Source organism: Streptomyces sp. NPDC002476, from assembly GCF_042889785.1.
In the GTDB taxonomy this organism is placed as follows: domain Bacteria; phylum Actinomycetota; class Actinomycetes; order Streptomycetales; family Streptomycetaceae; genus Streptomyces.
Genome location: NZ_JBIARH010000009.1, coordinates 199,487 through 225,693 on the forward strand (window position 1 = coordinate 199,487; position 26,207 = coordinate 225,693).

Annotated in this window: 23 protein-coding genes; 8 read left to right on the forward strand and 15 right to left on the reverse strand. The window is 71.9% G+C overall.

Annotated features, from left to right (window positions below):
* Window positions 1-47: 47 nt before the first annotated feature.
* The 5 genes from ACFYXM_RS14200 to ACFYXM_RS14220 all read right to left on the reverse strand — a co-directional run bounded on the left by ACFYXM_RS14200 (window position 48) and on the right by ACFYXM_RS14220 (window position 5,541).
* Window positions 48-1,148 (reverse strand): sulfite oxidase, encoded by a 1,101-nt coding sequence (locus tag ACFYXM_RS14200; protein WP_389289271.1) that lies wholly within the window; start codon window positions 1,146-1,148, stop codon window positions 48-50.
* 168 nt (window positions 1,149-1,316) lie between these two features.
* Window positions 1,317-2,300, reverse strand: coding sequence for an iron-siderophore ABC transporter substrate-binding protein (locus tag ACFYXM_RS14205; RefSeq protein ID WP_389289272.1), 984 nt, complete (start codon window positions 2,298-2,300; stop codon window positions 1,317-1,319).
* Between the two features lie 207 nt (window positions 2,301-2,507).
* Window positions 2,508-3,458 carry an ABC transporter ATP-binding protein gene (locus ACFYXM_RS14210; protein ID WP_389289273.1) on the reverse strand — a complete coding sequence of 317 codons (951 nt, stop codon included), beginning with the start codon at window positions 3,456-3,458 and terminating at the stop codon, window positions 2,508-2,510.
* Window positions 3,455-4,534: a FecCD family ABC transporter permease gene (locus ACFYXM_RS14215; RefSeq protein ID WP_389289274.1), complete on the reverse strand. Its 1,080-nt coding sequence runs from the start codon at window positions 4,532-4,534 to the stop codon at window positions 3,455-3,457. Before ACFYXM_RS14215 ends, ACFYXM_RS14210 begins: the two co-directional genes overlap by 4 nt.
* On the reverse strand, window positions 4,531-5,541 hold the full coding sequence (locus ACFYXM_RS14220; protein ID WP_389289275.1) for a FecCD family ABC transporter permease: 1,011 nt from the start codon (window positions 5,539-5,541) through the stop codon (window positions 4,531-4,533). Before ACFYXM_RS14220 ends, ACFYXM_RS14215 begins: the two co-directional genes overlap by 4 nt.
* A 163-nt stretch (window positions 5,542-5,704) precedes the next feature.
* On the opposite strand from ACFYXM_RS14220, the gene ACFYXM_RS14225 reads away from it, so the two are divergent.
* Window positions 5,705-6,328 (forward strand): HAD family hydrolase, encoded by a 624-nt coding sequence (locus ACFYXM_RS14225; protein WP_389289276.1) that lies wholly within the window; start codon window positions 5,705-5,707, stop codon window positions 6,326-6,328.
* Window positions 6,329-6,398: 70 nt separating this feature from the next.
* Here the strand turns inward: ACFYXM_RS14225 and ACFYXM_RS14230 are convergent, their stop codons facing one another.
* The 3 genes from ACFYXM_RS14230 to ACFYXM_RS14240 form a co-directional block, all read right to left on the reverse strand.
* Complete coding sequence (locus ACFYXM_RS14230; RefSeq protein WP_389289277.1) at window positions 6,399-6,779, reverse strand: hypothetical protein; 381 nt, start codon at window positions 6,777-6,779, stop codon at window positions 6,399-6,401.
* A gap of 5 nt (window positions 6,780-6,784) precedes the next feature.
* Window positions 6,785-7,183: a DUF6507 family protein gene (locus ACFYXM_RS14235; protein WP_389289279.1), complete on the reverse strand. Its 399-nt coding sequence runs from the start codon at window positions 7,181-7,183 to the stop codon at window positions 6,785-6,787.
* A 390-nt stretch (window positions 7,184-7,573) separates the two neighbouring features.
* A complete protein-coding gene (locus ACFYXM_RS14240; RefSeq protein WP_389289280.1) occupies window positions 7,574-7,798 on the reverse strand; it encodes a hypothetical protein in 225 nt (74 codons plus the stop codon).
* 210 nt (window positions 7,799-8,008) lie between these two features.
* Between ACFYXM_RS14240 and ACFYXM_RS14245 the strand changes: the two genes are divergently transcribed.
* Window positions 8,009-8,392, forward strand: coding sequence for a cold-shock protein (locus tag ACFYXM_RS14245; RefSeq protein ID WP_030749636.1), 384 nt, complete (start codon window positions 8,009-8,011; stop codon window positions 8,390-8,392).
* Window positions 8,393-8,528: 136 nt separating this feature from the next.
* Here ACFYXM_RS14245 and ACFYXM_RS14250 read toward each other — a convergent pair whose 3' ends face one another.
* Genes ACFYXM_RS14250 through ACFYXM_RS14265 form a run of 4 tightly spaced genes read right to left on the reverse strand, consistent with a single transcriptional unit; the run spans window position 8,529 to window position 12,287 of the window.
* Entirely contained in the window at window positions 8,529-9,407 is an 879-nt protein-coding gene (locus tag ACFYXM_RS14250; protein ID WP_389289281.1) for a 1,4-dihydroxy-6-naphthoate synthase, read from the reverse strand.
* Entirely contained in the window at window positions 9,388-10,248 is an 861-nt protein-coding gene (locus ACFYXM_RS14255) for a futalosine hydrolase (RefSeq protein WP_389289282.1), read from the reverse strand. The genes ACFYXM_RS14250 and ACFYXM_RS14255 overlap by 20 nt, the downstream gene beginning before the upstream one ends.
* A gap of 41 nt (window positions 10,249-10,289) precedes the next feature.
* Window positions 10,290-10,769, reverse strand: a complete 480-nt coding sequence (locus tag ACFYXM_RS14260) for a DUF2771 domain-containing protein (RefSeq protein ID WP_389289283.1) — start codon at window positions 10,767-10,769, stop codon at window positions 10,290-10,292.
* A 27-nt stretch (window positions 10,770-10,796) separates the two neighbouring features.
* Window positions 10,797-12,287: an MFS transporter gene (locus tag ACFYXM_RS14265; RefSeq protein ID WP_389289284.1), complete on the reverse strand. Its 1,491-nt coding sequence runs from the start codon at window positions 12,285-12,287 to the stop codon at window positions 10,797-10,799.
* 380 nt (window positions 12,288-12,667) lie between these two features.
* Here ACFYXM_RS14265 and ACFYXM_RS14270 point away from each other — a divergent pair, with 380 nt between their 5' ends.
* From ACFYXM_RS14270 to ACFYXM_RS14280, 3 genes are all read left to right on the forward strand, one after another.
* Entirely contained in the window at window positions 12,668-13,603 is a 936-nt protein-coding gene (locus tag ACFYXM_RS14270) for a DUF3027 domain-containing protein (RefSeq protein WP_389289285.1), read from the forward strand.
* 637 nt (window positions 13,604-14,240) lie between these two features.
* Entirely contained in the window at window positions 14,241-17,486 is a 3,246-nt protein-coding gene (locus ACFYXM_RS14275; protein ID WP_389289287.1) for a sacsin N-terminal ATP-binding-like domain-containing protein, read from the forward strand.
* A gap of 476 nt (window positions 17,487-17,962) precedes the next feature.
* Window positions 17,963-18,841 (forward strand): DUF5707 domain-containing protein, encoded by an 879-nt coding sequence (locus ACFYXM_RS14280; RefSeq protein ID WP_389289288.1) that lies wholly within the window; start codon window positions 17,963-17,965, stop codon window positions 18,839-18,841.
* A gap of 130 nt (window positions 18,842-18,971) precedes the next feature.
* Here ACFYXM_RS14280 and ACFYXM_RS14285 read toward each other — a convergent pair whose 3' ends face one another.
* Entirely contained in the window at window positions 18,972-21,452 is a 2,481-nt protein-coding gene (locus ACFYXM_RS14285; RefSeq protein ID WP_389289290.1) for an HAD-IC family P-type ATPase, read from the reverse strand.
* Window positions 21,453-21,722: 270 nt separating this feature from the next.
* Window positions 21,723-22,064 (reverse strand): DUF2530 domain-containing protein, encoded by a 342-nt coding sequence (locus ACFYXM_RS14290; protein WP_389289291.1) that lies wholly within the window; start codon window positions 22,062-22,064, stop codon window positions 21,723-21,725.
* Window positions 22,065-22,305: 241 nt separating this feature from the next.
* Here ACFYXM_RS14290 and ACFYXM_RS14295 point away from each other — a divergent pair, with 241 nt between their 5' ends.
* Complete coding sequence (locus ACFYXM_RS14295) at window positions 22,306-23,760, forward strand: NCS2 family permease (RefSeq protein ID WP_389289292.1); 1,455 nt, start codon at window positions 22,306-22,308, stop codon at window positions 23,758-23,760.
* Window positions 23,761-23,819: 59 nt separating this feature from the next.
* Here the strand turns inward: ACFYXM_RS14295 and ACFYXM_RS14300 are convergent, their stop codons facing one another.
* Entirely contained in the window at window positions 23,820-24,080 is a 261-nt protein-coding gene (locus ACFYXM_RS14300) for a hypothetical protein (protein ID WP_389289293.1), read from the reverse strand.
* Window positions 24,081-24,224: 144 nt separating this feature from the next.
* On the opposite strand from ACFYXM_RS14300, the gene ACFYXM_RS14305 reads away from it, so the two are divergent.
* A complete protein-coding gene (locus ACFYXM_RS14305; protein ID WP_073785628.1) occupies window positions 24,225-24,665 on the forward strand; it encodes a MarR family winged helix-turn-helix transcriptional regulator in 441 nt (146 codons plus the stop codon).
* Window positions 24,666-24,753: 88 nt separating this feature from the next.
* The gene (locus ACFYXM_RS14310) at window positions 24,754-26,106 is read left to right on the forward strand and encodes an MFS transporter (RefSeq protein ID WP_389289294.1); all 1,353 of its coding nucleotides are present in this window, start codon (window positions 24,754-24,756) and stop codon (window positions 26,104-26,106) included.
* Window positions 26,107-26,207 lie beyond the last annotated feature (101 nt).

Below are 26,207 nucleotides of genomic sequence, written 5' to 3' on the forward strand. Positions count from 1 at the left end.
GGAAGATCCACCACGGTGTCTGGTCAGGGACGGCACACGGCGTCTGGTCACGGACCGCACGTGATGTGCAGGTGAGCCGCGGCGTTGTTGGCGTATCCCCTGGGGTTCCAGACGGCCGCCGGGGATTCGGCCTGCACGGTCGCGGCGGAGTCCCAGGCGCGTGCGACGAGCTCGGCCTCGCCCGGGGGCAGGGTGAGCGTGGTGCGCCAGTGCTGCCACGTCCAGGGGTTCTCCGGCGGGTCGAGATCCGCGTGGGTCCAGGTGTGGCCGCTGTCGGTGGAGACATCCACGCGTGCCACGGTTCGGTCGTCCCCGGCGAAGGCGAATCCGCTTACCTCGATCGGCCCGGAGGCCAGGTGGGCGTTCTTGCCGGGCCGCAGGATGGCGCAGTGGATACCGACCGGACCGAGGGTGATGCCGACGCCCGGTTCAGCCGCCGTGGGGTCGGCTTCGGGGGGCAGGATGCTGTATTCGGTCTGGAAGTAGTTGTCGGTCGGTTCGGCCTGTGCGCTGATGCGATGGAGCCATTTGATGCTGCGGGCGCCGATCCAGCCCGGGACGATCACGCGCAGCGGAGCGCCGTGCGCGGCGGGCAGCGCCTGATCATTCATGGCCCAGGCCAGGAGCACCTCGCTGGAGGTTGCCTTGGCCAACGGCAGAGAGCCGCCGAAGGGCTGGGGCGGAGTGGCCTGCTGTGAGACATCGGCGCCGGTGAAAGCGATGTGGGCGGCTTCCGGCCGCACTCCTGCCTCGGCGAGCACATCCGCCAGGCTCGCCCCGCTCCATTTCGCGGTGGAGATGGCTCCGGGGCCCCAGGGGACCTGACCGGGGATGTCGCGGACCTCGATGAGATCGGAGCGGCGGTTGCCCGCACACTGCAGTGTCGCCGCCACCGTCCGCTCGGGGAAGCGGCGCAGATCGTCCATCGACAACTCGAGCGGACGATCGACCAGACCTTCCACTCGCAGTCGCCAGTTCGCCGAGTCGATGCGGGGGATCGGCGCGTGGTTGCGACCGTAGAAGGTGTCCAGGGGGGTGATCTGGGATTGGAGGGCGCCAGGAGGCGCTTCGGCGTTGTAGGGCTCGTCCTGATGGACGAGCATTGCGTCGGACTTGTCCCATGTGCCCATCTGGTCAATATCCGCCATGTCCGGCGAGTACACCAGGCCGCCCGCCAAGGGCGCAGGCCGGGCGGGTGATGCAGGGAAGCGTGGGAGCCCGCAGGTGCCGAACGACAGGGATCGATCCGTAAAACGTCTCCTGGGCGACGACGGATCCCAAGGGCGGCGCGATACGTGAATCGTCCCGCCGCACTGTCACTTCGTCATGTCCGTCCGCAGTTCGTCGAGGATCTTGTCCGCGGCCGTGTAGCCGATGCCCGCGATCCACAGGCGGTCGTCGACCTCGAAGACCTTTCCGGCCTTCGACGCCTTCAGCCCCTTCCACAGGCCGCTGTTCATCGTCTTCTTCGTCCCCGCCTTCTCCGGGCTGCCGTACGTCGACGTGAAGATGACGTCCGCGTCCGCGAGGTCGATCTTCTCGGGGGACACGTCGTACGAGAAGCCGTCCTTGGCCTTGTCGGTGATGGCGGGCCGGCCGAGGCCGAGGTCGCCGAGGATCGAGCCGATGTAGTTCTGCTTGCCGTAGATGCGGATGTCGGCGCCCTCGACGAACCGGACGAAGTTGACCTCGGTCGCGGCGGCCTTCTCCTTGCCGCCGAGCGCCTTCGTGACCTCTGCGACATGGGCGTCGTACGCGGCGACGACCTTCTTCGCCTCGTTCTCCTTGCCGAGGGCCTGCGCGTGCAGCCGGAAGTTCTGCTTCCAGGCGGTGCCGGTGGACTCCGTCATCACGGTGGGGGCGATCGCGCTGAGCTGTTCGTAACGGTCGCCGTCACGGACCTTGTTGGTCAGGATCAGGTCCGGCTTCAGCGAGGCGACGGTCTCCAGGTTGGGGTTGGCGATCTCGCCGACCGCCTCGATGCCCTTGGTCTTCTCGGCGGGCAGATAGGTGGGGAAGCCGTCCTCCGTCGCCGAGTGCGTCGCGCCGACCGGCCGCACGCCGAGGCTGAGCGCGGAGTCCAGCTCACCGGTGTCCAGGACCACGACGCGCCGGGGGTCCACGGGGACCTTCACGTCGCCCATGGCCGTCTCGACGGTGTGGGTCTTGACGGAGGCGGCGTCACCACTGGAATCGGAGGAGCTGCCGGAGTCCGAGAAACCGCAGGCGGAGAGCGCGAGCGCGCCGGTCAGGGCGAGCGCGCCGAGGGAGAGACCCCGGCGCCGGGTGAGGGTGGTCATGGTCGGCCTTTCGTCGCGGGTGTCGAGGGTGGGGTGCTGGCCGGTACGGGCGCGGGTGCGGGTGCGGGTGCTGTTACGGGTAGGGCGCGGGTGCGGGCGTGGGCATCGGCATCCATTCGCGCGTACGGACACGACTCGCCCGGGCACGGCTCGTACGGACAGGGCACGTGCGGGAGGCGGCCCGCGGGGGCGCCGCGGGCCGCGCGTTCACGGCGTCGGAGCGGGCTGCCAGGGCGCCCCCGGCACCACGAGCGGCGCACCCGTCACCGGACACGGGACGATCACAGCGTCCAGCCCGAAGACCTCGTGCACGAGCTCCGCGGTGACCACGTCCTTCGGGTGCCCCTCGGCGACGATCCGCCCCGCCTTCATCGCGACCAGGTGGTCCGCGTACCGGGCGGCCTGGTTGAGGTCGTGGAGCACGGTGACGACGGTCCGGCCCCGGGTGCCGTCCGCCGCGCGGGCGGTGAGCCGCCGCACCAGGTCCAGGACCTCCACCTGGTGCGCGATGTCGAGGTACGTGGTCGGTTCGTCGAGCAGCAGCAGATCGGTCTCCTGGGCCAGCGCCATCGCGATCCACACCCGCTGGCGCTGACCGCCCGACAGCTCGTCCACCGACCGGTCGCCCAGCGCGCCGACGTCGGTCCGCTCCATCGCCTCCGTCACCGCCCGCTCGTCCTCCTCCGACCACTGCTGCCACCAGTGCTGATGGGGCTGCCGGCCGCGGGCGACGAGATCGGAGACGGTGATCGCCTCGGGTGCCACCGGGGTCTGCGGCAGCAGCCCGATCGACTGGGCGATCCGCCGCGTGGGGATCCTCGACAGTTCGGTGCCGTCGAGGAGCACCGATCCGCCGCTCGGCCGCAGCAGTCGGCCGAGCGCCCGCAGGGTGGTCGACTTGCCGCAGGCGTTCGGGCCGACGATCACGGTGACCCGGCCGTCGGGCACGGCCAGGTCCAGATCGCGCACGACGGTCCGGTCCTCGTACGCGAGGGTCAGCCCGCGCGCGGTGAGCCGACTGGTGGCCACGGCCGCCGCCGCGTCACCGGGACCGTCGGGCGCGTCACCAGGACCGTCGGGCGCGTCACCAGGAACGTCGGGCGCCTCACCAGGAACGTCGGGCGCGTTCGACGCGTCGGGCGTACGGGTCGAGCTCATGCGATACCTCCCCTACGGCCGCGACCGCCGCCGTGACCGCGGATGATCAGCCAGATCAGATACGGGGCGCCGACCGCCGCCGTCAGAACGCCCACCGGTAGCTCGGTGGGCGAGAAGAGCCTGCGCGCCAGCAGATCCGCGAACACCACGATCACCGCGCCCAGCAGCGCCGAGCAGAACAACGGGATCTGTGCGGTGCGGGTCAGCCGACGGGCGATCTGCGGGGCGAGCAGCGCCACGAAGTCGACCGGCCCGGCCGTCCCGGTCGCCACGGACGCCAGGGTCACGCCGAGGGCGACGAGCCCCAGCCGTACCCGGCCGAGCCGTACCCCGAGAGCGGTCGCGGTGTCGTCGTCCAGCGAGACGGTGCGCTGCGCCCGCGCCGCCCACAGCACCGCGGGCAGCAGGATCAGAAGCGTCCAGCCGATCGGCGCGGCCTCGGACCAGCCGCGGCCGTTGAGCGACCCGCTCATCCAGATCTTCGCCTGCTGGGCGACCAGATAGTCGCCCTTCGTCATGAACAGCGTGGTGACCGACCGCAGCGCGATCGCGAAACCGATGCCGATGAGCACGAAGCGGGTGGCGTGCAGACCGCCGCGCCAGGCGAAGACGTACACGAGGGCGGCCGCGGCCACTCCGCCGATGACGGACAGATACGGCAGCACGGTGTACGAGGTGATGCCGAAGGTCATCGCGCCGACCGTGAGCGCGCTCGCCCCCTGGCTGATGCCGATGATGTCGGGGCTGGCCAACGGATTGCGGGCGACGGTCTGGATCAGTGCACCGGCTATCCCGAACGCCGCACCGACCAGCAGCCCCACGACCATCCGCGGCAGCCGCAGCGTGCCGACGACCAGTTCGTCGGGGGACGGCTGCCCCAGGACGACCTTCATGACCTCGGCGGGAGCGACGAAGCTCTCACCGGCGCAGAGGTACGCGACGCATACGGCGGCCAGCAGGACGACGAGGACGGCGGCGACGACCGCCGCCCGCCGGTGCAGCAGGAACCGGCCACGGGCCCCGATCCGTACGACGGAGTACCCGGCGGGCCGCACCCGGACAGTGGTGTCGCTCATGCGGGCACCGCCTTCCGGCGTACCAGGGTGACCAGGAACGGAACGCCGATCAGCGCCGTCATCACGCCCGCCGGGACCTCGCTCGGCGGGAAGACGATGCGGCCGATGACATCGGAGACGAGGAGCATGACGGGCCCGATCAGCGCCGCCATCGGCAGTACCCAGCGGTGGTCGCTGCCGACGATCGCGCGCGCGATGTGCGGGACGGCGAGCCCGATGAACGCGATCGGCCCGGCCGCCGCGACACCGGCCCCGGTCAGCACCGTGGCCCCGATGCCGCCGACGATCCGTACCGTTGCGACCTTCTGCCCGAGGCCCTTCGCCACGTCCTCGCCGAGCGCCAGCGCGTCGAGCCCGCGGGCGACGGACAGCACGAGCACGGTTCCGGCCAGCATGAACGGCCAGATCTGCTGGGCCACCTCGGCCTCGCGTCCGGCGATCGAGCCGGCCTGCCAGAAGCGGAACTCGTCCAGCGCGGACGCCTTGGTCGTCAGCACCGCCGTCGTCACCGACACGAGCAGCGCGTTGATCGCGGCGCCGCCCAGGGCGAGTTTCACGGGGGTGGCGCCCCCGCGCCCGCTCGAAGCGATGGCGTACACGGCGACGGAGGCGATCGCGGCCCCCGCGAACCCGAACCACACGTACCCCGTGAGGGAGTGGATTCCGCCGTACGCGATGGCCAGCACCACACCCACCGAGGCGCCTTGGCTGATGCCGAGGATGCCGGGGTCGGCGATGGGGTTACGCGTGATGCCCTGGAGCACCGTGCCCGCGAGGGCCAGTGCCGCGCCGACCATCAACCCGATCAGCGTGCGTGGCACTCGCATGTTCCGGACGACTTCGGCGGCGTTGGAGTCCCCGCCGTGCAGCAGGGCGTCGATCACCTCGGACGGGGGTATGGAACGGGCTCCCACGGCGAGGCTGAGGAGAACCGCCACCAGCAGCGCCGCGACGGCCGCCGCCGTCGCGAGTGCGCGTCTGGAGCGGCGTGGTGCGGCGGCTGACATCGGACCCAATCGGACGGCGGGCAGAGCGGCGAAGCAAAGTTAGGCTTGGCTAAGTCTAAGCACCCCCGTTTCGCGGCCCGAGGGCCGTACCTGAGAACCTGACGGCCGTACCGGCGAACCCGACGGCCGTACCGAGGCGGGTGCCGCGCCCGGCCCGGCCACAATGGACCGCATGCCTTCGCACCCGCTGACGGTCGGCTTCGACCTGGACATGACGCTCATCGACACCCGGCCGGGCATCAAGGCCACCTACCTGGCGCTTTCCGACGAGACCGGCACACCGATCGACGCCGACCTGGTGGTGAGCAGGCTCGGGCCGCCGGTCGACGACGAGCTGCGCAACTGGTTCCCGGCCGACGCGGTGGCCGCCACCGCCGACCGCTACCGGGAGATCTATCCCACCTATGCCATCGCCCCGAGCCCCGCGCTGCCGGGCGCCCTGGAGTCGCTCGCCGCGATCCGTGAGCGGGGCGGCCGGGCGATAGTCGTCACCGCCAAGCACCGCCCCAGCGCGCAACTCCATCTGACCCACCTGGGGATCGAGCCCCACGCGCTCATCGGCGGCCTGTGGGCGGAGGCCAAGGCGGAGGCGCTGCGTGAGCACGGCGCGTCCGTGTACGTGGGCGACCACACCGGCGACGTACGGGGCGCCCGCACGGCCGGAGCGCTGTCGGTGGCGGTCGCCACGGGCCCGTGCGACGCGGCGGAACTCCGGGCGGCGGGGGCGGATGTCGTCCTGTCGTCCCTGACGGAGTTCCCGTCCTGGCTGGACGGATACGCGGCGTAGGCCCTCCGGCGGCGCGGGACGAGGGGCGCGGTACGGGTCACTGAGCGCCGCACGACGAAGCGTCGTCCGTTCACCGAGCGCTGTACGACTGAGCGTCATCCGTCTTCGCCGCGCACTCCACCCGGAGCAGCTTCCCGCCCTGCCCCGGCAGTCCGGTCGTCATGGGGTACGCGCCCCAGCTTTCCGCGTAGAGGGTGACGAGATACAGCCCCCGCCCGCGCTCGGCGAGTTCCCCGGCGAACTCCTCCGCCGTATCCATGACCGGCTGGGTGGAGGAGAAGAGCTTGTCGGCCTCGGGGGCCTGGTAGTAGGCGGCCGTCGCCTGGAAGCGGGAGTGGACGCCCTTCCCCCCGCTCCGGATGCCGATCGCGTGCGTCCGCAAACTGGACGCGGCCTTCTCCAGCCGGCCGAAGTCACCCGTGTACTGGGGTATCCCACCCGGTTCGATCACGCCGGCTACTCCCCGCCCCGGTGGCCGGACTTCTCCCCGACCGCCCTGATCTCCGCAGGGGTGGGAGCCTTCGCCGCCTCGCGCTGGGCCCGGGCGGCCATGGCCAGGTCCCCCTCGATGTACTCGGCGGTGGCCTTGACCGTGCCGTCCATCGATTTCCTGGTCCGTGCCGCCATGAACCTGATCCGCTGCTGGGTGTCGGCGACGAAGTTCGCCACCGCGGCCCCCACCGGCCCCGTGGGTGCCTCACCGCAGTACGGCCCACTGATCGTCCCCGCGGACAGCGCGGCGGCCTCCGCACTCTCGCCGTACCCCTTGACGCCCTTGCTCAGGTCCTCGGCCGCCAGCCCCACCAACGACAGAACGGACTCCACCCCGCTCGGCCTGATGTCCCACCCCGTCACGCCACCCCCCGCATGCCCCGGTTGATACGTTTTGTCAACGGCGCCCAGCGACAGTCATGTTATCGACAGTAGGATCTTCATCTTTATCAAGGCGCCCGTAGCACTTGCAATGTGTTTCAAGTCAAACGCGTGTTGTGGTGAGCGTGCGGAGTGGTCGCCGGGGGTGTCGTGGCGACCGAGAAGTTTCGCTGGAAGAGCAGCTAGAACCGCCCGTTTTGTTTCTTTGCCGCTGCCGCTGCCGCTGCCGTGCGAGGCGGAGGTCGGGTGGCCGGGCGGGGCGGCTCGTGACGTTTGCGGCAGGGAAGAGGCCTGTGGGTGTCAGGTCTCAGGGGGAAGGCCGAGCTCGTCCGGAGCCGGGGCGGCCGAAACGGTCGGCCGGAGGCCCTGGCCCTATCGCTCGCGCGAGCCCGCGCGGGCCGAACGGATCACGCCCGCGGCGGCGATCAGGAAGCCGATGCCCATCAGCATGCAGAGCGACCACGCGATGGGCGGCAGCGGAGGGGTGCCGAGGAACAGCGGGGCCACCGTGACCAGAGTGGCCAGCGCGCCGACGAAGAAGACGATGGCGCCGATACGGACCAGCCGGTCACCCGCGCCAGGAGGTGTAGTACTCACCCCGCCAGGGTAGTTCCCGACGGCGACAGGACCGCCCCGCGGGTTGCGGCGAGCGGCACAGGCATCGTTTCCGGACAGCGGTCCGAATGGTCAGGCTTGACTAGGGTGCCCCACCTGGGGAGGCTGCTGCCAGCAGGGGAGCACCACCACTGGATAGCCTGACCTGCTGAGGCTTTGTTCCGGCATACGGGTTGAGATGGGGTGCGTGCTTTGCCGACTGGCAAGGTCAAGTGGTTCAACAGCGAGAAGGGCTTCGGCTTCCTCTCCCGCGACGACGGCGGCGACGTCTTCGTGCACTCCTCCGTGCTTCCCGACGGTGTCGACGCGCTCAAGCCCGGCCAGCGCGTCGAGTTCGGTGTCGTCGCGGGCCAGCGTGGAGACCAGGCGCTGTCGGTGACGGTCTTGGACCCGACCCCCTCCGTCGCGGCCGCGCAGCGCCGCAAGCCGGACGAGCTCGCGTCCATCGTGCAGGACCTGACCACCCTGCTGGAGAACATCACACCGATGCTGGAGCGGGGCCGTTACCCGGACAAGGCGGCCGGCAAGAAGATCGCCGGTCTTCTGCGTGCGGTCGCCGACCAGCTCGACGTGTGATCCGTAGGCGTGTGATGTCCGACATATCTCAGGCGTCCGACATATCTCAGGCGTCCGACATATCTCAGGCGTCCGACATATCTCAGGTGTCCGGCGTATCCGGGGCGTCCGGCGTATCCCGGGCGCCCGGTGTACCTCAGACGAACGACAGCGCGTCCGGGCCGAGGGGCGGTACCAGCCCCTCGGCCGCCGCGCGGGTCAGCAGCCCGCGGACCGCCGCGTAGCCGTCCTCTCCGAGGTCGGCCGTGAACTCGTTGACGTAGAGCCCGATGTGCTGGTCCGCCACGGCCGGGTCCATCTCCTGGGCGTGCTCCAGCACGTAGGGCCGGGACACATCCGGGTCGTCCCAGGCCATCCGTACGGAGGTGCGCGCCGACTCGGCGAGCAGCTTCAGCGTGTCCGCGCCCAGCGACCGCTTCGCGATGATCGCGCCGAGCGGGATCGGCAGCCCGGTGGTCTCCTCCCAGTGCCGGCCCATGTCGGCGAGGTTGTGCAGCCCGTAGTTCCGGTACGTGAAACGGGCCTCGTGGATGACGAGACCGGCGTCCACCTTTCCGTCGCGCACGGCGGGCATGATCTCGTGGAAGGGCATGACGACGATCTCGCCGACGCCGCCCGGCACGACGTCCGCCGCCCAGAGCCGGAACAGCAGGTACGCGGTGGAGCGCTCGCTCGGCACCGCGACCGTCCGCCCCGTCAGGTCCGTGCCCGGCTCCCTCGTGAGGACGAGAGGCCCGCAGCCCCTCCCCAGCGCCCCGCCGCACGGCAGCAGCGCGTACTCGTCGAGGACCCACGGCAGCACCGCGTACGAGACCTTGAGGACGTCGCCCTCACCGCGCTCGGCCATGCCGTTGGTGATGTCGATGTCGGCGAAGGTGACATCGAGGGCGGGCGCGCCGGGGACCCTTCCGTGCGCCCAGGCGTCGAAGACGAAGGTGTCGTTCGGGCACGGCGAGAAGGCGATGCTCAGCGGGGAACGAGGAGCACGAAGCGGCTCAGGCGTGGTGTCGGTCATGGCGGGTCCAACCTTCCAGTACGGGGAGAAGCTTCCCGAACGCCCCGGTGAGCGCGGTCAGCGCGTCCCCGATGCGCCAGGCTTCGCGATCGCGCGGACCGACGGCGTTCGACACCGCCCGGAGCTCCAGGGCCGGTACGCCGGCCCGGTCGGCGGCCTCCGCGACGCCGAAGCCCTCCATGGCCTCCGCGGCGGCCCGTGGGTGTGCGGCGAGCAGGGCGGCGGCGCGCTCCGCGGTGCCGGTCACGGTGGAGACGGTGAGGATCTCGCCGGGGAGCGCGCCGGTCGCGGCGGTCACGTCCCGGACCAGCGAGCGGGGCGGTACGTGCCGGTCGCGGCCGAAGCCCAGGCCCGTCACGGGGACGAAGCCCTCCGGCGTCTCCGCGCCCAGATCCGCGGCGACGATCCCGCTCGCGACGACGAGCGAGCCGACCGGGGCGGCCGGTACGAATCCGCCGCCGATCCCGGCCGAGACCACGAGGTCGTACGGAACGGGCGCGAGGCCGTGCGGCGCGGACCCGGGGTCGTGCGGCCCGGAGACGGGTTCGTACGGCGCGGGTCCTGGGCCGGGTCCGGCGATCGGCCCGGTGGCGTCCCCGGGCGTGGTGGAGGCGTGTCCCGAGGCGAGGCCGAAGGCCGTGGCGGCGGCCGCCGCGGCCGGTCCCGCGCCGCCCGCGAGCACATCGACGGCGACGCCGGGGCCGCCGGGGCCGCCGGAGCCGTGCACGCGGTGGAGTTCGGCGCCGGGCACCCGGCGCACGGTCGTCCGTGTCCCGTCCCCGAACGCGCGCGTGACCGCGTCCCGTTCTGCCGGGACGGCGGTCACGACGAGCACACGCACGGGGAGGGGCCCTCCGGGGCCGGGGGTCGGCAGAGGGTGGGTCAGGACGTCTTCTTCAGCTCGAAGTGCCAGATGCCCGTGAGGTTCTTGCCCTGCGTCTCCACGATGCTGACCTGCGTGCTGTTCGTGATCTCGCCGGTCTGGCTGGAGAAGAAGGCGCTGCCCGGGATGGACCGGTAGGTCTTCTTGTACGGCTCCTGCTCGGCCTGCTGACCGTTGATGAACAGGGTCCAGCCGTGGTCGGCGATCTCCGGGTCGACGCCGAAACGGACCCTGTCGTCCATCGCGACCTCGACGGTCTTCTCCGCCTTCTTGTTGAGGCAGCTCTTGATCTCGGACGTCTTGAGGGGCTTGCCGTCGTTGTAGCAGGCCGCTTCGGAGCTCACCGAGTTTCCGCCGACCGTTACGGTCGCGAGCGGCGTCGGCTTGTCGCAGGCGGAGAGGACAAGGAGTCCCGCGGACACGGCACCAAGAGCGACGCCGATTCGACGGCCCTTACCGGAGAAGAACGCAACGGTCATGAGCCGAAGGCTATCGGTCGCCCCGTCTCACGCCACGCGGGGGTGCGGCGAGCCGCGTCTGGCGGCGCCCAGCAGCCCCCGTACGGACGTGGCGGCACCGAGGGCGAGAACGCCCGCGGCGACCGACACGCCCAGTACGCCGTTGAGGGGGAGGGCGATGCCGATGCCGCCGCCGGCCACCCACGCCATCTGGAGCACCGTCTCGGAGCGGGCGAACGCGGACGTCCGTACCTCCTCGGGCACGTCCCGCTGGATCATCGCGTCCAGCGAGAGCTTCGACAGGGCCTGGGTGAAGCCGGCCGTCGCGCTCAGTGCGGCGAGTGTGACGGCGCCGAAGAAGAGCGCGGTGAGCACGGCGACCCCCAGGGCCAGGGCCAGGACCAAGGCGACGATCACCTCGGGGCCGCGGGCCCGGACCCAGGACCCGACCGCCGTGCCGAGCGCGTTGCCCACCCCGGCCGCCACGCCGACGATGCCGAGCGAGACGGCGGCGTTCTGACCGGCGAGGGGCTGGTCGCGCAGCAGGAACGCCAGGAAGAAGATGAGCAGGCCGGAGAGAGCGCGATGGGCTGCGTTGGCCTGGAGCCCGTTCAGCACGGAAGGTCCCACGGACCGCAGCCCGGGGCGCCTCTCGCCGTTGGGCTCCCGGCCCAGGAGTCCTCGCCCGCGAGCGCGCCGCCCGTTCCTCTTCCGATCCGTCGTCCGGTCCGTCCCGCGGTCCTCCTCCCTGCCTTCGTGCCCGTTCCGCTCCGCCCGGGGGCGCGGGGGCAGCACGCCGTAAGGCGGTACCAGCCGGGCCCTCCGCTCGCCCTTCGCGGAATCGACCTCGTGCGGCAGCGTGAAGGCGAGGACCGTCCCGCCGAGGAAGACCAGGCACGCCCCGTACAGCGGCCAGGCCGGACCGATGAACTGCAGCCCCGCCCCGATCGGCGCGGCCACACTCGTCGCCAGCAGCCCGGCGAGCGTGACCCGGGCGTTCGCCTTCACCAGGGAGATGCGGGGCGGCAGCAGCCGCGGCACCACCGCGCTGCGCACCACCCCGTACGCCCTTGAGCAGACCAGCACGCCCAGCGCGGCCGGATACAGCTCCAGGCCGCCGGTGGCGACCGCGCCCGACATGGTGAGCGCCAGCACCGCGCGGGCCAGCATCGCCGCCGCCATCGCGGCCCGGCGGCCGTGGGGCAGCCGGTCCAGCAGCGGACCGATCACGGGTGCGAGAAGCGCGAAGGGCGCCATCGTGACGGCGAGGTACAGCGCGACCCGGCCGCGGGCCTCGTCCGTCGGCACGGCGAAGAACACCGTCGAGGCGAGCGCCACCGTGATCATCACGTCGCCCGCGCCGTTCACTGCGTGCAGCTCGATCAGCTTGCCGAGACCGGACTCCCCGGCGCCGTGCGCGTGCGTCGCCCTCCGGATGCCCCGGGCGGCACCGGCGAAAGGGGAGCGAAGGACACGGCCGACCGCCCGCCCCGTCCTGCGGAACGGGCCGGAATCCTGATGCGACCGGGCGGAAGCCACCCCGTCATAGTGCCCCGCCGGGGGTGGCCGCGAACCGGGACCGGCCCGGGGCGCGGACGCACTCCGCCCTGTCGGGCCAGTGTGCGACCTCGGACGTACGTCCGGCCCGTCTCTTGCGGCGCACCCCCGGTTCGGGACGGGCAGGTGGGCGGGGGACGACGAAGGGGGTAGCGTGCGTAGCGCGCCACCGGCGGTTGCTCTCGGCCGCGCGCCTATCGGCGATCCCGCAGAATGGATAGCAGAAGGTGCGCCCGAGGCAGGCACGACGGGCGCGGACGTCGACGCGGCCCCCAGGTCCGCTCCGCCCGCACCCGCCACGGCCGAAATCGATGGATGTGCAGGCGCGCCCGTGAGACTGGCGTAGGAGAGAAGCGAGACCTGTGAGTGCTGTGACGACGCGAAGGCGTACGGCCCGTACCCCTGCCCCCGACCGTCTGTGCGTCGAGGCGGTGGACCTGGCCCGCGCGGCGGCCGAGGAAGCGGCCGCGCCGGGGGTCGTCGGAGAGCACATGGGCGTGGTCTCCGAGGGAGACCGGGTCGTCACGCACTTCTTCGAGTGCAAGGAGCCCGGCTACCGGGGCTGGCGCTGGGCGGTGACCGTCGCCCGGGCGTCCCGTGCGAAGAAGGTCACCCTCGACGAGACGGTTCTGCTGCCCGGCGGCGACGCGCTCCTCGCCCCGGAGTGGGTGCCGTGGAGCGAGCGCCTGCGCCCCGGCGACATGGGGCCCGGCGACCTGCTGCCCACCGAGGCGGACGACATCCGCCTGGAGCCCGGCTACACCGGCGAGGACGAGCCGCCGCCGAACTCCGCGGCCTCCGAGGTGTCCGAGGAGATGGCCGACCTCGTCGACATGGAGGACGCGGAGCTGACGACCCGCCCCGCGACGACGAACCGCGGTGCGATCGCGGCGGTCGCGGACGAGCTCGGGATGCGCCGGGCGCGGGTGCTGTCGCGGTACGGGCTGCGCTCGGCGGCCGACCGATGGGACGAGGCGTTCGGCGCGCGGACACCGATGGCCCAGGCCGCCCCGGCGAGCTGCATGACCTGCGCGTTCCTGGTGCCGCTGACGGGCTCGCTGCGGCAGGCGTTCGGGGTGTGCGCCAACGAGTTCGGCCCGGCGGACGGACACGTGGTGTCCCTGTCGTACGGATGCGGCGGGCACTCCGAGGCGGCGGTCATGCCGAAGCCGCCGAAGCCGGCGCCGCACGCCCTGGACACGATGCAGGTGGACGAGTACGCGCTGCGCCCGGCCCGGGACTCCGGTTCGGTCCCGGCGGAGCCGGACACCCCCACGGAGGACCTCGGCCACTCCTGACGGCACCGACGTGCCCGACGGCACCGACGTGCCCGATGGCACCGACGTGCCCGATGGCACCGACGTGCCCGATGGCACCGACGTGCCCGATGGCACCGACGTGCCCGATGGCACCGACGTGCCCGGGTCCCCGACGTGCCCGGGTCCCCGACGGCCGAGCCCCTGCCCTCCCCGACCCGGTCGCACCCGCGAGAGAGTTCGTACGGCTGTTCCTGCGGGAGACCTCGCACGGGCGTCCCCCGGTCGCTCGTCGGACGGGCGTGCCCGGCGTGCCCGTTTCCGGTCGCGTTCGTGCTCGCGGTGTCTGATCTGCTCGTTTCCGGGCCCGTCGGGCCCGTTGCCGGTCGCGTCCGCTCGCGGCGTGCTCTTTCCCGGTCGTGGCGGGCCGCGGTGCGGCCCCTTCGCGCGGGCGCCGTTCGCGATGCCCTGTCGCGATGCCCCGTCCGGCGCGAGGAGCCGGTACCTTCGGGCGCACACTGGCGGCACGGGATGCTCGGTGGCACCGGAGGCCCGGTGGCACCGTGACGCCCAACCCGAACGACCCGAACAACCGGAACGACCCGAACAACCGGAACGGCCGGAACAACCGGTGGAGACCGGAAGACCGGAAAGAACAGAGCGGAGCCGGAGCGTGAGCATGAATGGGACCGAGGGAGCCGACCCGTTCGGTACCGCGCGGCTGCGACGCGGCGTGCTCGACGCGTGGGGCGCCGGCCCCGCCCGGTTCCGCGAGGACGCCAACGCCGAGGAGGAACTCGCGCTCGGCGGCTACCGCGACCGGCTCGTCGTCGAACTGGCCCAGAACGCCGCCGACGCCGCCGCCCGCGCGGACGTCCCCGGACGGCTCCGCCTCACCCTGCACGCCGCGACCCCGGACGCCCCCGCCGTGCTCGCCGCCGCCAACACCGGCGCCCCGCTCGACGCCACCGGTGTGGAATCCCTCTCCACGCTGCGCGCCTCCGCCAAGCGCGAGGGCCACGAGGGCGCCGTCGGCAGGTTCGGCGTCGGGTTCGCCGCCGTGCTCGCGGTGAGCGACGAGCCCGCCGTGATCGGCCGGCACGGCGGCGTCCGCTGGTCCCTCGCCGAGGCCCGCGACCTGGCCGCCCGCACCGCCACCGCCAGCCCCGGCCTCGGCGACGAACTGCGCCGCCGCGACGGCCACGTACCCCTGCTGCGGCTCCCGCTGCCCGCCGAGGGCACCCCGCCCGACGGCTACGACACCGTCGTCGTCCTCCCGCTGCGCGACGGCGGCGCCGAGGACCTCGTCGCCAGGCTGCTCGCCGCCGTCGACGACGCGCTGCTGCTCACCCTGCGCGGCCTCGACGAGATCGTGATCGAGACCCCGGACGCCGTACGGACGCTGCGCCGCACCCGGCAGGGCCCGTACACCCACATCGAGGACTCCGCGCACGGCACGCACCGCTGGCGCACCGTCACCCACCACGGCCCGGTCGAACCGGCCCTGCTCGCCGACCGGCCCCGCGAGGAACGGCTGCGCCCGCACTGGTCGGTCACCTGGGCCGTCCCGGTCGACGCGGAGGGCGCCCCGGTACGCCCCCGCACCGCCCCCGTCGTCCACGCGCCGACCCCCACCGACGAACCCCTCGGCGTCCCCGCGCTGCTCATCGCGTCGCTGCCGCTCGACAGCACCCGCCGCCACCCCGCGCCCGGACCGCTCACCGACTTCCTGGTGGAGCGCGCCGCCGACGCGTACGCCGAACTGCTCGCCGGCTGGCGGCCGGTGTCCGTCGACACCATCGACCTCGTGCCCGGACCGCTCGGCAAGGGCGAACTGGACGGCGCCCTGCGCGGTGCCATCCTCGGGCGGCTGCCGCGCGTCGCCTTCCTGGAGCCCGCCGCCCCGCGCGGCACCGCCGTCGAGGCGGACCGGACGGAGCCGGCGGACCGGTGGGACGACGCCTGGGACACCGAGCGCGACGGCATCCGGGAGACGGCCGGCACCGCGCTGCGCCCCATCGAGGCCGAGGTCCTGGAGGGGGTCGGCGCCGAGACCGTGCGCGTACTCGCCGAGGTCCTGCCGTGTCTGCTGCCCGCCGGACTGGAACGCCGCAGCGAACTGCGCACCCTCGGCATCGCCCGCGTCCCGCTGACCGAGGCGATCGACCGGCTCGCCGGTCTGGAACGCGATCCCGGCTGGTGGCGGCGGCTCTACGACAGCCTCTCCGGCATCGACCCCGATCGCCTCTCCGGTCTGCCCGTCCCGCTGGCGGGAACGCGGGAGGCGGCCGGCGCGCCGACGGAGCAGGACGCCGGGGCCCCGGCCGCGCCCCGGACCACCATCGGCCCCCGCCAGGTCCTCCTCCCGCTCCCCGACGCGCTCACCGGCCCGGTCCTGGACCGGCTCGCCCGGCTCGGGCTGAAGGTCGCCCATCCGGACGCCGCCCACCCGCTGCTGGAGAAGCTCGGAGCCCTGCCCGCCACCCCGCGCGCCGTACTGACGACTCCGCAGGTGCGGGCCGCCGTCGCCGGATCGCTGGACGCGGGCGAGATCTGGGACGAGGACGCGCCCGGCGCGGACGAACTCGCCGAGACCGTCCTGGCCCTCGTGCGCGACGCCGAACTGGCTCCCGGCGACGAACCCTGGCTCGGCGCGCTCGCCCTGCCCGACGAGGACGGCGAACTCGCGCCCGCCGGTGAACTCGTGCTGCCCGGCAGCCCGTTCGCCGCGATCATGCGGGAGGGCGAACTCGCCCTCTGCGACGAGGAACTGGCCGAGCGCTGGGGCGAACAGCCGCTCACCGCCTGCGGGGTGCTCGCCGGCTTCACCCTCGTGCGGGCCACCGACGTCGTCCTCGATCCGGACGAACTGGAGCCTCGCGAGGGCGACTTCGCCGAACCCGACGACCCCGGGCTGCTCGACGCCGTGGACGTGTGGTGCGAGGACGTCCTCGACCAGATGCCCGACACACCGGTGCCGCCGGTCGCCACCGAGCTCGTCGCCGTCCGCGACCTGGACCTCGTCGACGACGACGCCTGGCCGCAGGCGCTCGCGATGCTCGCCCGGCCGCCGCTGCGGGACGCGCTGACCCAGCCGGTGCGGGTGCTGCTGCCCGACGGCACCACGCGGTCCGTCCGCCCGTACACCGCCTGGTGGCTGCGCGATCACCCGGTGCTCGACGGCCGCCGCCCGGCCGGTCTGCGCGCGGCCTCCGGCGACCCCCGGCTGGCCGGGCTGTACGACTCCGCCGACGCGACCGGCTTCGACGACGCGCAGGTGCTGCGCGCCCTCGGGGTACGGACGTCCGTGGCCGCGCTCCTCGACGAGCCGGGCGGCGCCGCCGAACTCCTCGGCCGGCTCGCGGACGAGGATCGCGAGGTCGACCCCGTGCAGCTGCACGCGCTGTACACGGCGCTGGCCGACCTCGACCCCGAACAGGTCACGCTGCCCGACGAGCTGCGGGCCGTCGTCGACGGCGAGGTCCGGGTCGTCGACGCGGCGGACGTGGTGATCGCCGACGCCCCCGACCTGCTGCCGCTGGCCGCCCGGCTGCCGCTGCTCCCGGTCGCCCCGGCGCGCGCGGCCGAACTGGCCGAACTGCTCCAGGTGCGGCGGCTCGGCGACAGTGTCGAGGCCGAGGTGACCACGGACGGCGAGGAGCACCGCGTACCGGAGGCGGTACGGGTCCTGCTCGGCCCCGGCACCCCGGACACGTACGTCGAGCACGCCGAGCTGCGTGCGGGTGGCGTCGAACTGGACTGGCGCCGCACCCCCGACGGCACCGTGCACGCCGCCACGCTGGAGGGCGTCGCGGCCGGGCTGGCCTGGGCGGCGGGGCAGTGGCCGCGCCGCTTCGAGGTCGCGGCACTGCTGGAGGACCCGTCCCGGACCGAGGAACTGGCCCGCGACCGCTGGTTCGACTGAGAGCCTGTCGGGTGACCTCTGACCGGGCGGCCACGCCCTGGCACGTGCGCTTCCGGCGCCTTGGAATCGCACGCACCATGCCGCGTCCGCATTCCGGTCGAAGGTCACCCGGCGGGCTCTGCCCCGGGCCGCCGCGCGGCGGGCGCGGCGGCCGGACAGCGCGTACCGGCGGACCACCGCCTGTACCGCCGGACCACGCCGTGCAGGATGATTCCGGGGACGGCCGGGCCGGATCACGCGCAGGGACGAAGCGTGCGTACGGGCTGATTCCCGGTCCGGACGTATTCGTCGTTCATGGGCCGGGGGGACGACGGAATCCGGCGTGCAAACCTGCTTCGCAGAGAATTTTCCGTTCTTCGTACAACCCTTCACATCTTTCACAGGTCTGCTCTGTCGAGTCATCAGGCTCATGACGAACGAGCCCTGCCCGGGACGCACCACGTGCCCGCGGGGCCCTTTCTCCACTGGGGAAACACATGCGTATTCGTGCCACCGTGGCCGCCGTCTCCGGCGCCCTGGCCCTGTCCGCTCTGGCCGTCCCGGCCGCCCACGCGGATGACACCGCGAACCTGCCGAACATCCCGACGTCGGCGGCCGAGATCTTCGGCATCGCCCCGCAGGGCGCGTCGAAGGACGCCCGCACGGCGGCGGCCACGTCGGATCCCGTCATCTCCAAGGTCGTCGTCAACGGCGGCAAGGACATCGTCCTGGGCACCACCGCCTCCAAGACGGTCTCCGTCTCGGTCACCGCCTCGCACCCCTCCGGTATCTCCGACGCCTTCGTCGCCCTGTGGCACGGCAAGGACCTGTACTCCGAGGACTCGGTGGACGGGGCGGTCGTGCCGAACGAGGACGCGGCCAAGTGCACCAAGGTCAACACCACGACCTCGACGTGCAAGCTGACCTTCACCTTCGAGCCGGGCTGGGAGCTGTACAAGAACTCCCTGGCCGGTACCTGGAAGGTCGCCGCGGCCGCGCTCGCCGGCGACGAGACCAGCGCCACCGAGAACCAGGCCTACGGCAAGGTGCGCGTGCAGCGGGCCTCGAAGCTGACGGTCAACGCCTCGCCCGAGCCGGTCAAGAAGGGCAGGACCATCACGGTCACTGGCAAGCTCTCGCGGGCCAACTGGGAGACCTTCAAGTACCAGGGCTACACCGGCCAGCCGGTGAAGCTCCAGTTCCGCAAGAAGAACAGCAACACCTACACCACCATCAAGACCATCAAGACCAACAGCACTGGCAACCTGAAGACCACGGTCAAGGCGTCGGTCGACGGCTACTGGCGCTACAGCTTCGCCGGCACGTCCACCACCCCGGCCTTCACGACCGCGGGCGACTTCGTCGACGTGCGCTAGTGCCGGTCACGGCACTAGCGCCGTGACCGGCTAGCGCCGGAGGGGCACCGCACCACGGGCCGTGCCCGGAGACGGATTCCGTCTCCGGGCACGGCCCGTACGCGTTACCGCAGGATGCGGGAACGCGGCGCTACGCCGGGAAGCGGCGGCCGACCAGCCGCCAGCTGAACTCCAGGGCGGTCGCGGCCAGCACCGCGATGCCCACCGCCGTCCACGGCATCACCGTTCCCACCAGCTTCAGCGCGAAAAACTCCTGGAGCCACGGCACCGCCAGCACGATCAGGAACGCCAGCCCCATCGCCGCCACCAGGCAGATCCGCCACCAGGTGTACGGGCGGGCGATGATCGCCAGGACCCACATCGAGACCAGGAACAGCGTGAGCGTCGCCGCGCTCGTCTCCGCCTCCAGCGAGCCCGCGCCGGTGTAGTGGTTCCGGGCGATCAGGTACGTCACGAAGGTCGCGGTCGCCGCGATGACGCCCGACGGGATCGCGTACCGCATGACCCGGCGCACGAAGTGCGGATGGGCGCGCTCCTTGTTGGGGGCCAGGGCCAGGAAGAACGCCGGGACGCCGATGGTGAGCGTCGACAGCAGGGTCAGGTGGCGCGGCAGGAACGGGTAGTCGACCTGGGAGCAGACCACCAGGATCGCCAGCAGCACCGAGTAGACGGTCTTGGTCAGGAACAGGGTGGCGACCCGCGTGATGTTGCCGATCACCCGGCGGCCCTCGGCGACCACGGACGGCAGCGTCGCGAAGCTGTTGTTCAGCAGCACGATCTGGGCGACGGCCCGGGTCGCCTCGGAGCCCGATCCCATGGACACGCCGATGTCGGCGTCCTTCAGGGCCAGCACGTCGTTGACGCCGTCACCGGTCATCGCGACGGTGTGGCCGCGGGACTGGAGGGCCGCGACCATGTCCCGCTTCTGCTGCGGGGTGACCCGGCCGAAGACCGCGTTCTGCTCCATGGCCGTGGCCATGTCGTCGGGGTCGGTGGGCATCCGGCGCGCGTCCAGGGTGTTCTCGGCGCCCGGCAGGCCCAGCTTCCCGGCGACCGCGCCCACGGAGACGGCGTTGTCGCCGGAGATGACCTTCGCGGCGACGTTCTGGTCGGCGAAGTAGGCCAGCGTCTCCTCGGCGTCCGGGCGCAGTCGCTGCTCCAGCACGACCAGCGCGCTCGGTACGGCGCCGACGGCGGCGTCCGGGCCCTGGAGCTCGCCCCGGGCCCGGGCGAGCAGCAGCACGCGCAGCCCCTGCTGGTTGAGCTGCTCGATCTCGTCCAGCGCCGGGTCGCGCTCGGGCAGCAGCACGTCGGGGGCGCCGAGCAGCCAGGTGGAGGCCCGGCCGCCGCCCTCGTCGAACGCGGCGCCGCTGTACTTGCGGGCCGAGGAGAACGGCAGCGTCTGCGTGCACCGCCACTCCTCGCCGTCCGGGTAGGCGTCGACGATGGCCTGGAGGCTGGCGTTGGGCCGCGGGTCGGAGGCGCCGAGGGCCCCCAGCACGCGGCGGATGTACGCGTCCTGCGCGTCGCCCAGCGTCCGCACCTCGGTGACGTCCATGCCGCCCTCGGTGAGGGTGCCGGTCTTGTCCAGGCAGACGACGTCGACGCGGGCCAGGCCCTCGATGGCGGGGAGCTCCTGGACCAGGCACTGCTTGCGGCCGAGCCGTACGACACCGATCGCGAAGGCGACCGAGGTGAGCAGCACCAGCCCTTCCGGGATCATCGGGACGATGCCGCCGACGGTCCGGGCGATCGAGTCCTTGAGGTTGTTGTCCTGCGCGACCAGCTGGCTGACGACCAGCCCGATCGCGGTCGGCACCATCATCCAGGTGACGTACTTGAGGATGGTGGAGATGCCGGTGCGCAGCTCGGACTGGACGAGGGTGAAGCGGGACGCCTCCTCCGCGAGCTGCGCGGCGTACGCCTCGCGTCCGACCTTGGTCGCGGCGAACGAGCCGCCGCCCGCGACGACGAAGCTTCCGGACATCACGGTGTCGCCGGGGCGCTTGAGCACCGGGTCGGCCTCACCGGTCAGCAGTGACTCGTCGATCTCCAGCCCGTCGGCCTCGACGACCGTGCCGTCCACCACGACCTTGTCGCCGGGGCTCAGCTCCACGAGATCGCCGAGGACGATCTCGGAGGTGGAGATCTCGGCCGAGACCCCGTCGCGCCGGACGGTGGGTTTGGCCTCGCCGATGACCGCGAGGCTGTCCAGGGTCTTCTTGGCCCGCCACTCCTGGATGATGCCGATGCCGGTGTTGGCGACGATCACGAAGCCGAAGAGGCTGTCCTGGATCGGCGCCACGAACAGCATGATCAGCCAGAGCACGCCGATGATCAGGTTGAACCGGGTGAAGACGTTGGCGCGGACGATCTCCCGGACGGACCGGGACGAGCGCACGGGTACGTCGTTGACCTCGCCGCGGGCGATTCGCTCGGCCACCTCGGCCGCCGTCAGCCCGCGGATGTTCACCGCCGGGGCCGGCGGTTCCACCGGGTGGACCGGGTCGAGCTCCACCCCGGCGTCGATCGTGGCCGAGCCGGGGCGGCCGTCGGAGTCGGGAGCCGCGGGGAGCTGCTCGCCGGAGGAATGGGGTACCCGCTGCGTCATGTTCCGACGGTACGGGTGGGAGGCCCGATTCTCCCACTGGGGGTCTGAAGATCAGACCGGGGGAGGAGGGGAAATGGTCCCGTGGTGGTACGGAATCCCCTGGTACGGGTGGGGTTCCCGGTGCGGCTGGGCTGGGCTGGGCGCGGGACGGGTGCGGGCCCGCCTGTCGGGGGGCGGGGCGCTGGTGTTGAGGAGGGCCCTGGTGCGGGCGGGGCCTGCTCGCGGGGTCCGGCGCAGGCCCGGGGCGCGGCCGGGGTTCCGGCCGCCGGATCACACCGTCGCGCTGCTCGCGCCCTTGGGGCCCGGAGCCGCTCCGCTCGCGTCCCCGGCGGTCCCGTCGGCCCCGGTCGCCCCGTCCGAAGCCGCCCGTGCCGCCGCCCGCTTGATGGCCGCGTCGCGCCCCCGTACGTACCAGATGCCGATCAGGCCGAGCCCCGCACCGGCCAGGCAGGTCCACAGCCACCACAGGTGCCCGTGGTCGTCGAACCAGCCGTAGAAGGGGAGCTGGACCAGGAAGAGGACGAACCAGAGGATCGTGCCGCCGGTGATGGTGGCGACGACGGGCCCCTCCAGGGGCTCGGGCGCCTCGTGCTTCGGTGTCCACTTCGCCATGACCTCAGTGTATGGGGAGCGCGCGGGGCCGCCCCGGGCCCGTACCGGCCCTGCGGGAACGGCGCGCGCGAGGGTGCCTCCAGGGCAGTGCGGCCCAGCCCCACCAAGGGTCTACGCGCGGAGATAGCGATCTTCGCCTCATGTATTCATACTGAATCTGCTTATGGCTGACTCGAATTATTCGTGTGAAAGTCCAAAGCTGACCACTTTTACTCCTCCCTACGTACGACTGAGGTCATCCATGTCCCCCTCGGCCACCGCTCCGGTCGATTCCGCGCAGCCACCGGCTCCTCAGCCGTCCGGCAGCCTGGATCGTTTCTTCAAGATCTCCGAGCGGGGGTCGACAGTCGCCCGTGAAATCCGTGGCGGTTTCGCCACGTTCTTCGCAATGGCGTACATCATCGTGCTGAACCCGATCATTCTCGGCAGCGCGAAGGACATCAACGAGAACGTCCTGAACCACGGGCAGCTGGTCACCGCGACCGTGATCACGGCGGCGTTCTCCACGCTCCTCATGGGCGTCATCGGGAACGTGCCGATCGCGCTGGCCGCCGGTCTCGGCGTCAACACCGTCGTCGCACTCCAGATCGCCCCCAGGATGACCTGGCCCGAGGCGATGGGCATGGTGGTCCTCGCGGGCATCGTGGTGATGTTGCTGGTGGCGACGGGGCTGCGGGAACGCGTGATGCACGCCGTACCCGGTTCGCTCCGCAAGGGCATCGCGATCGGCATCGGCCTCTTCATCCTGCTGATCGGTCTGGTCGACTCGGGCTTCGTCTCCCGCATCAAGGACAAGGCGGAGACCACCGTCCCGCTCCAGCTCGGTCTCGACGGCCACCTCAACGGCTGGCCCGTCCTCGTCTTCGCCGTCGGCACCCTGCTCACCATGGCGCTGCTCGTCCGCAAGGTGCCGGGCGCCATCCTGATCTCCATCGTCGTGATGACGGTCGTCGCGCTGATCGTCAACGCGATCGCGGGCCTGCCGGGCCAGGCGTGGGGGCTGACCGTCCCGGAGTGGCCGGGCAACCCGGTCGCCACCCCGGACTTCGGGCTGCTCGGTCAGGTCGACCTGTTCGGCGGCTTCCAAGAGGTCGGCCTCCTCACCGGCATCCTGTTCGTCTTCACCGTGCTGCTGTCCTGCTTCTTCGACGCGATGGGCACGATCCTCGGCGTCGGCGACGAGGCGAAGCTGACCGACGAGAACGGCAACTTCCCCGGCATCAACAAGGTCCTGTTCGTCGACGGCATCGCGGTCGCCGCGGGCGGCGCGAGCTCCTCGTCCGCCTCGACCTGCTTCGTGGAGTCCACGGCGGGCGTCGGCGAGGGCGCCCGTACCGGCCTCGCCAGCGTCGTGACGGGTCTGCTGTTCACGGTGGCCCTGTTCCTGACGCCGCTGGCGACCATGGTCCCGGCGCAGGCGGCCACCCCGGCACTGCTGGCGGTCGGCTTCCTGATCATCTCGAACTCGGTGCGGGACATCGACTGGAGCGACTACACGCTCGCCATCCCGGCCTTCCTGGCCATGATGATGATGCCGTTCACCTACTCGATCACCAACGGCATCGGCATCGGCTTCATCGCCTTCACCGTCCTCCGCGTGGCGGCCGGGCGCTGGCGCGAGGTTCCGGCGGCCATGTACGTGGTCTCGGCGGTCTTCGTCTTCTACTACGCGATGCCGGCCCTCGGCCTCACCTGAGCCGAGGGGGTCCGGAAGGGCCCGCGCGGGGCACGAGAGCCCGCCACGAGGCCCCGGGGTCATACGGCCCCGGGGCCTCGCGTGGTTCTCTCCGCGCCGATGCCCGGGATCCCCGCCGTCCCCGCGGCCCCTGCCGCCCCCTCCGACCCGTAGAACTTCTCCGTCTCGTCGACGGCCGCCTTGAAGCGCTGGTCGAAGTCATCACGAATGAGCGTCCGGACGACATAGTCCTGGACGCTCATTCCGCTTCTGGCGGCGTGCTGCCGGAGCCGGTCGAGCAGCTCACCGTCTATCCGCAGGCTGAGCACAGTCGATCCCATGGCAAGCAGGGTTACGGCCCAGCAGGTCGTTTCGCGTCACTTTCTGGATCCGACTCACTCGTTCGAGTGAGCGATTAGGTGATTCGGACGCACGAGCGTCACACGAATGGTCTTTAGGGTAGGTAATGAGTTACGCTAATAAACATGCCTGACCTGATCCACGACGGCGACAGTGCGGCCGCCGTGAGCTCCCTTCGCTCCGCCGTGATGCTGCTCGGCCGGCGCCTCAAGCACCAGCGCGTCGACGAGTCGCTGAGCCCCACCGAGATGTCGGTGCTCGGCACGTTGGCCCGCTGCGGTTCGGCCACCCCCGGTGAGCTGGCCCGCAAGGAGCATGTGCAGCCCCCGTCGATGACCCGCATCGTCGCGCTGCTGGAGGCCAAGGGACTGGTCAGACTGGAACCGCACCCCGATGACCGTCGCCAGAAGATGGTCAGCCAGACGGAGCAGGCGGAGGCCATGCTCGAGGAGAGCCGCGCCAAGCGGAACGCCTGGCTGACCACTCTTGCCGAGGGCCTGGACGAGGACGAGTGGGAGACGCTGCGCAAGGCGGCGCCCGTGCTGGAGAAGCTCGCCCACCTGTAGCGGGCGGCCGGCCGTGCCGGACTCACGGCCGGGCGCCGCCGCATCCCGTCAGTCAGCGAATCGCATACGCCCGAGGAGGCGAACCCCTTTGAGTACGGGATCCGGAGCAGACTCCGCCCCCGCACCGACTTCCACCCACGAGAGCAAGCGCGGCGGGACCTTCTCGTCGCTGAGGATCCGCAACTACCGCCTGTTCGCCACAGGTGCCGTGATCTCCAACACCGGTACCTGGATGTCCCGCATCACGCAGGACTGGCTCGTCCTGAGCCTCACCGGATCCGCCGCCGCCGTCGGCATCACCACGGCCCTCCAGTTCCTCCCGATGCTCCTCTTCGGCCTGTACGGCGGCGTCATCGCCGACCGCGTGCCGAAGCGCAAGCTTCTCCTCGCCAGCCAGTCGGCGCTCGGCCTGTGCGGGATCGCCCTCGCGGCGCTCACGCTCTCCGGCGTCGTCCAGGTGTGGCACGTCTACCTCATCGCGTTCCTGCTCGGCATGGTGACGGTCGTCGACAACCCGGCCCGTCAGTCGTTCGTCTCCGAGATGGTCGGCCCCGACCAGTTGCGCAACGCGGTCAGCCTGAACTCGGCGAACTTCCAGTCCGCCCGCCTCATCGGCCCCGCCGTCGCCGGTGTCCTGATCACCACCGTCGGCAGCGGCTGGGCCTTCCTGCTCAACGGCCTGTCCTTCGCCGCCCCGCTCGTCGGCCTGCTGATGATGCGCCCGCACGAGCTGCACAAGCCCACCGTCGTGCCCCGCGCCAAGGGGCAGCTGCGCGAGGGCCTGCGCTATGTCTCGGGCCGCCCCGAGCTGATCTGGCCAATCGTCCTGATCGGTTTCGTCGGCACGTTCGGATTCAACTTCCCGATCTGGCTCACCGCCTTCGCGGACGAGATCTTCCACGGCGGCGCCGGGATGTACTCGTTCTTCAACATCCTCATGGCGGCCGGTTCCCTCGTCGGAGCCCTGCTCGCCGCCCGCCGCGGCTCCTCCCGGCTGCGGATGCTGGTGGCCGCGGGCACCGTGTTCGGTCTGCTGGAGATCGTCGCTTCCCTGTCGCCGTCCGTCTGGCTCTTCGCGCTCCTGCTGGTCCCGATCGGCATGATCGGCCTGACGACCAACATCAGCGCGAACACGAGCGTGCAGATGGCCGCCGACCCGGAGATGCGCGGCCGGGTCATGAGCCTGTACATGATGGTCTTCGCCGGCGGTACGCCGGTGGGCGCCCCGATCGTCGGCTGGATCAGCGACGTCTACGGGGTCCGCACGGGGATGGCCGTCGGCGGCGCGCTCTCGCTGGTGGCGGCGCTCGGTGTCGGCTTCATGCTGGCCCGTGTCGGGGGCCTGCGCATCCGGGTCGACCTGCGCCCCGGCCGCCCGCACCTGCGGTTCGTCCCCCGCGAGCCCGGTGGGCCCCGCGAGGAACTGGCCGCGGCGGCCTGAGAGCCTGTCACCCGACAGGCTCTGAGCCCCGGCCGCCCGCGACGCGCGTGGGCGGGGCCGCCGTGCGTGAGGGGTGCGCCGGTCGCCGGGAAGCCGTCCGT

Bases quoted from the DNA above. Each gene is read 5' to 3' on its own strand.
- ACFYXM_RS14220 (WP_389289275.1), bottom strand. From the start codon at position 5,541: ATGTCAGCCGCCGCACCACGCCGCTCCAGACGCGCACTCGCGACGGCG.
- ACFYXM_RS14285 (WP_389289290.1), bottom strand. From the start codon at position 21,452: ATGACGCAGCGGGTACCCCATTCCTCCGGCGAGCAGCTCCCCGCGGCT.
- ACFYXM_RS14290 (WP_389289291.1), bottom strand. From the start codon at position 22,064: ATGGCGAAGTGGACACCGAAGCACGAGGCGCCCGAGCCCCTGGAGGGG.
- ACFYXM_RS14275 (WP_389289287.1), top strand. From the start codon at position 14,241: ATGAATGGGACCGAGGGAGCCGACCCGTTCGGTACCGCGCGGCTGCGA.
- ACFYXM_RS14210 (WP_389289273.1), bottom strand. From the start codon at position 3,458: ATGAGCTCGACCCGTACGCCCGACGCGTCGAACGCGCCCGACGTTCCT.
- ACFYXM_RS14295 (WP_389289292.1), top strand. From the start codon at position 22,306: ATGTCCCCCTCGGCCACCGCTCCGGTCGATTCCGCGCAGCCACCGGCT.
- ACFYXM_RS14225 (WP_389289276.1), top strand. From the start codon at position 5,705: ATGGACCGCATGCCTTCGCACCCGCTGACGGTCGGCTTCGACCTGGAC.
- ACFYXM_RS14260 (WP_389289283.1), bottom strand. From the start codon at position 10,769: ATGACCGTTGCGTTCTTCTCCGGTAAGGGCCGTCGAATCGGCGTCGCT.
- ACFYXM_RS14305 (WP_073785628.1), top strand. From the start codon at position 24,225: ATGCCTGACCTGATCCACGACGGCGACAGTGCGGCCGCCGTGAGCTCC.
- ACFYXM_RS14215 (WP_389289274.1), bottom strand. From the start codon at position 4,534: ATGAGCGACACCACTGTCCGGGTGCGGCCCGCCGGGTACTCCGTCGTA.
- ACFYXM_RS14280 (WP_389289288.1), top strand. From the start codon at position 17,963: ATGCGTATTCGTGCCACCGTGGCCGCCGTCTCCGGCGCCCTGGCCCTG.
- ACFYXM_RS14200 (WP_389289271.1), bottom strand. From the start codon at position 1,148: ATGGCGGATATTGACCAGATGGGCACATGGGACAAGTCCGACGCAATG.
- ACFYXM_RS14250 (WP_389289281.1), bottom strand. From the start codon at position 9,407: ATGACCGACACCACGCCTGAGCCGCTTCGTGCTCCTCGTTCCCCGCTG.
- ACFYXM_RS14300 (WP_389289293.1), bottom strand. From the start codon at position 24,080: ATGGGATCGACTGTGCTCAGCCTGCGGATAGACGGTGAGCTGCTCGAC.
- ACFYXM_RS14205 (WP_389289272.1), bottom strand. From the start codon at position 2,300: ATGACCACCCTCACCCGGCGCCGGGGTCTCTCCCTCGGCGCGCTCGCC.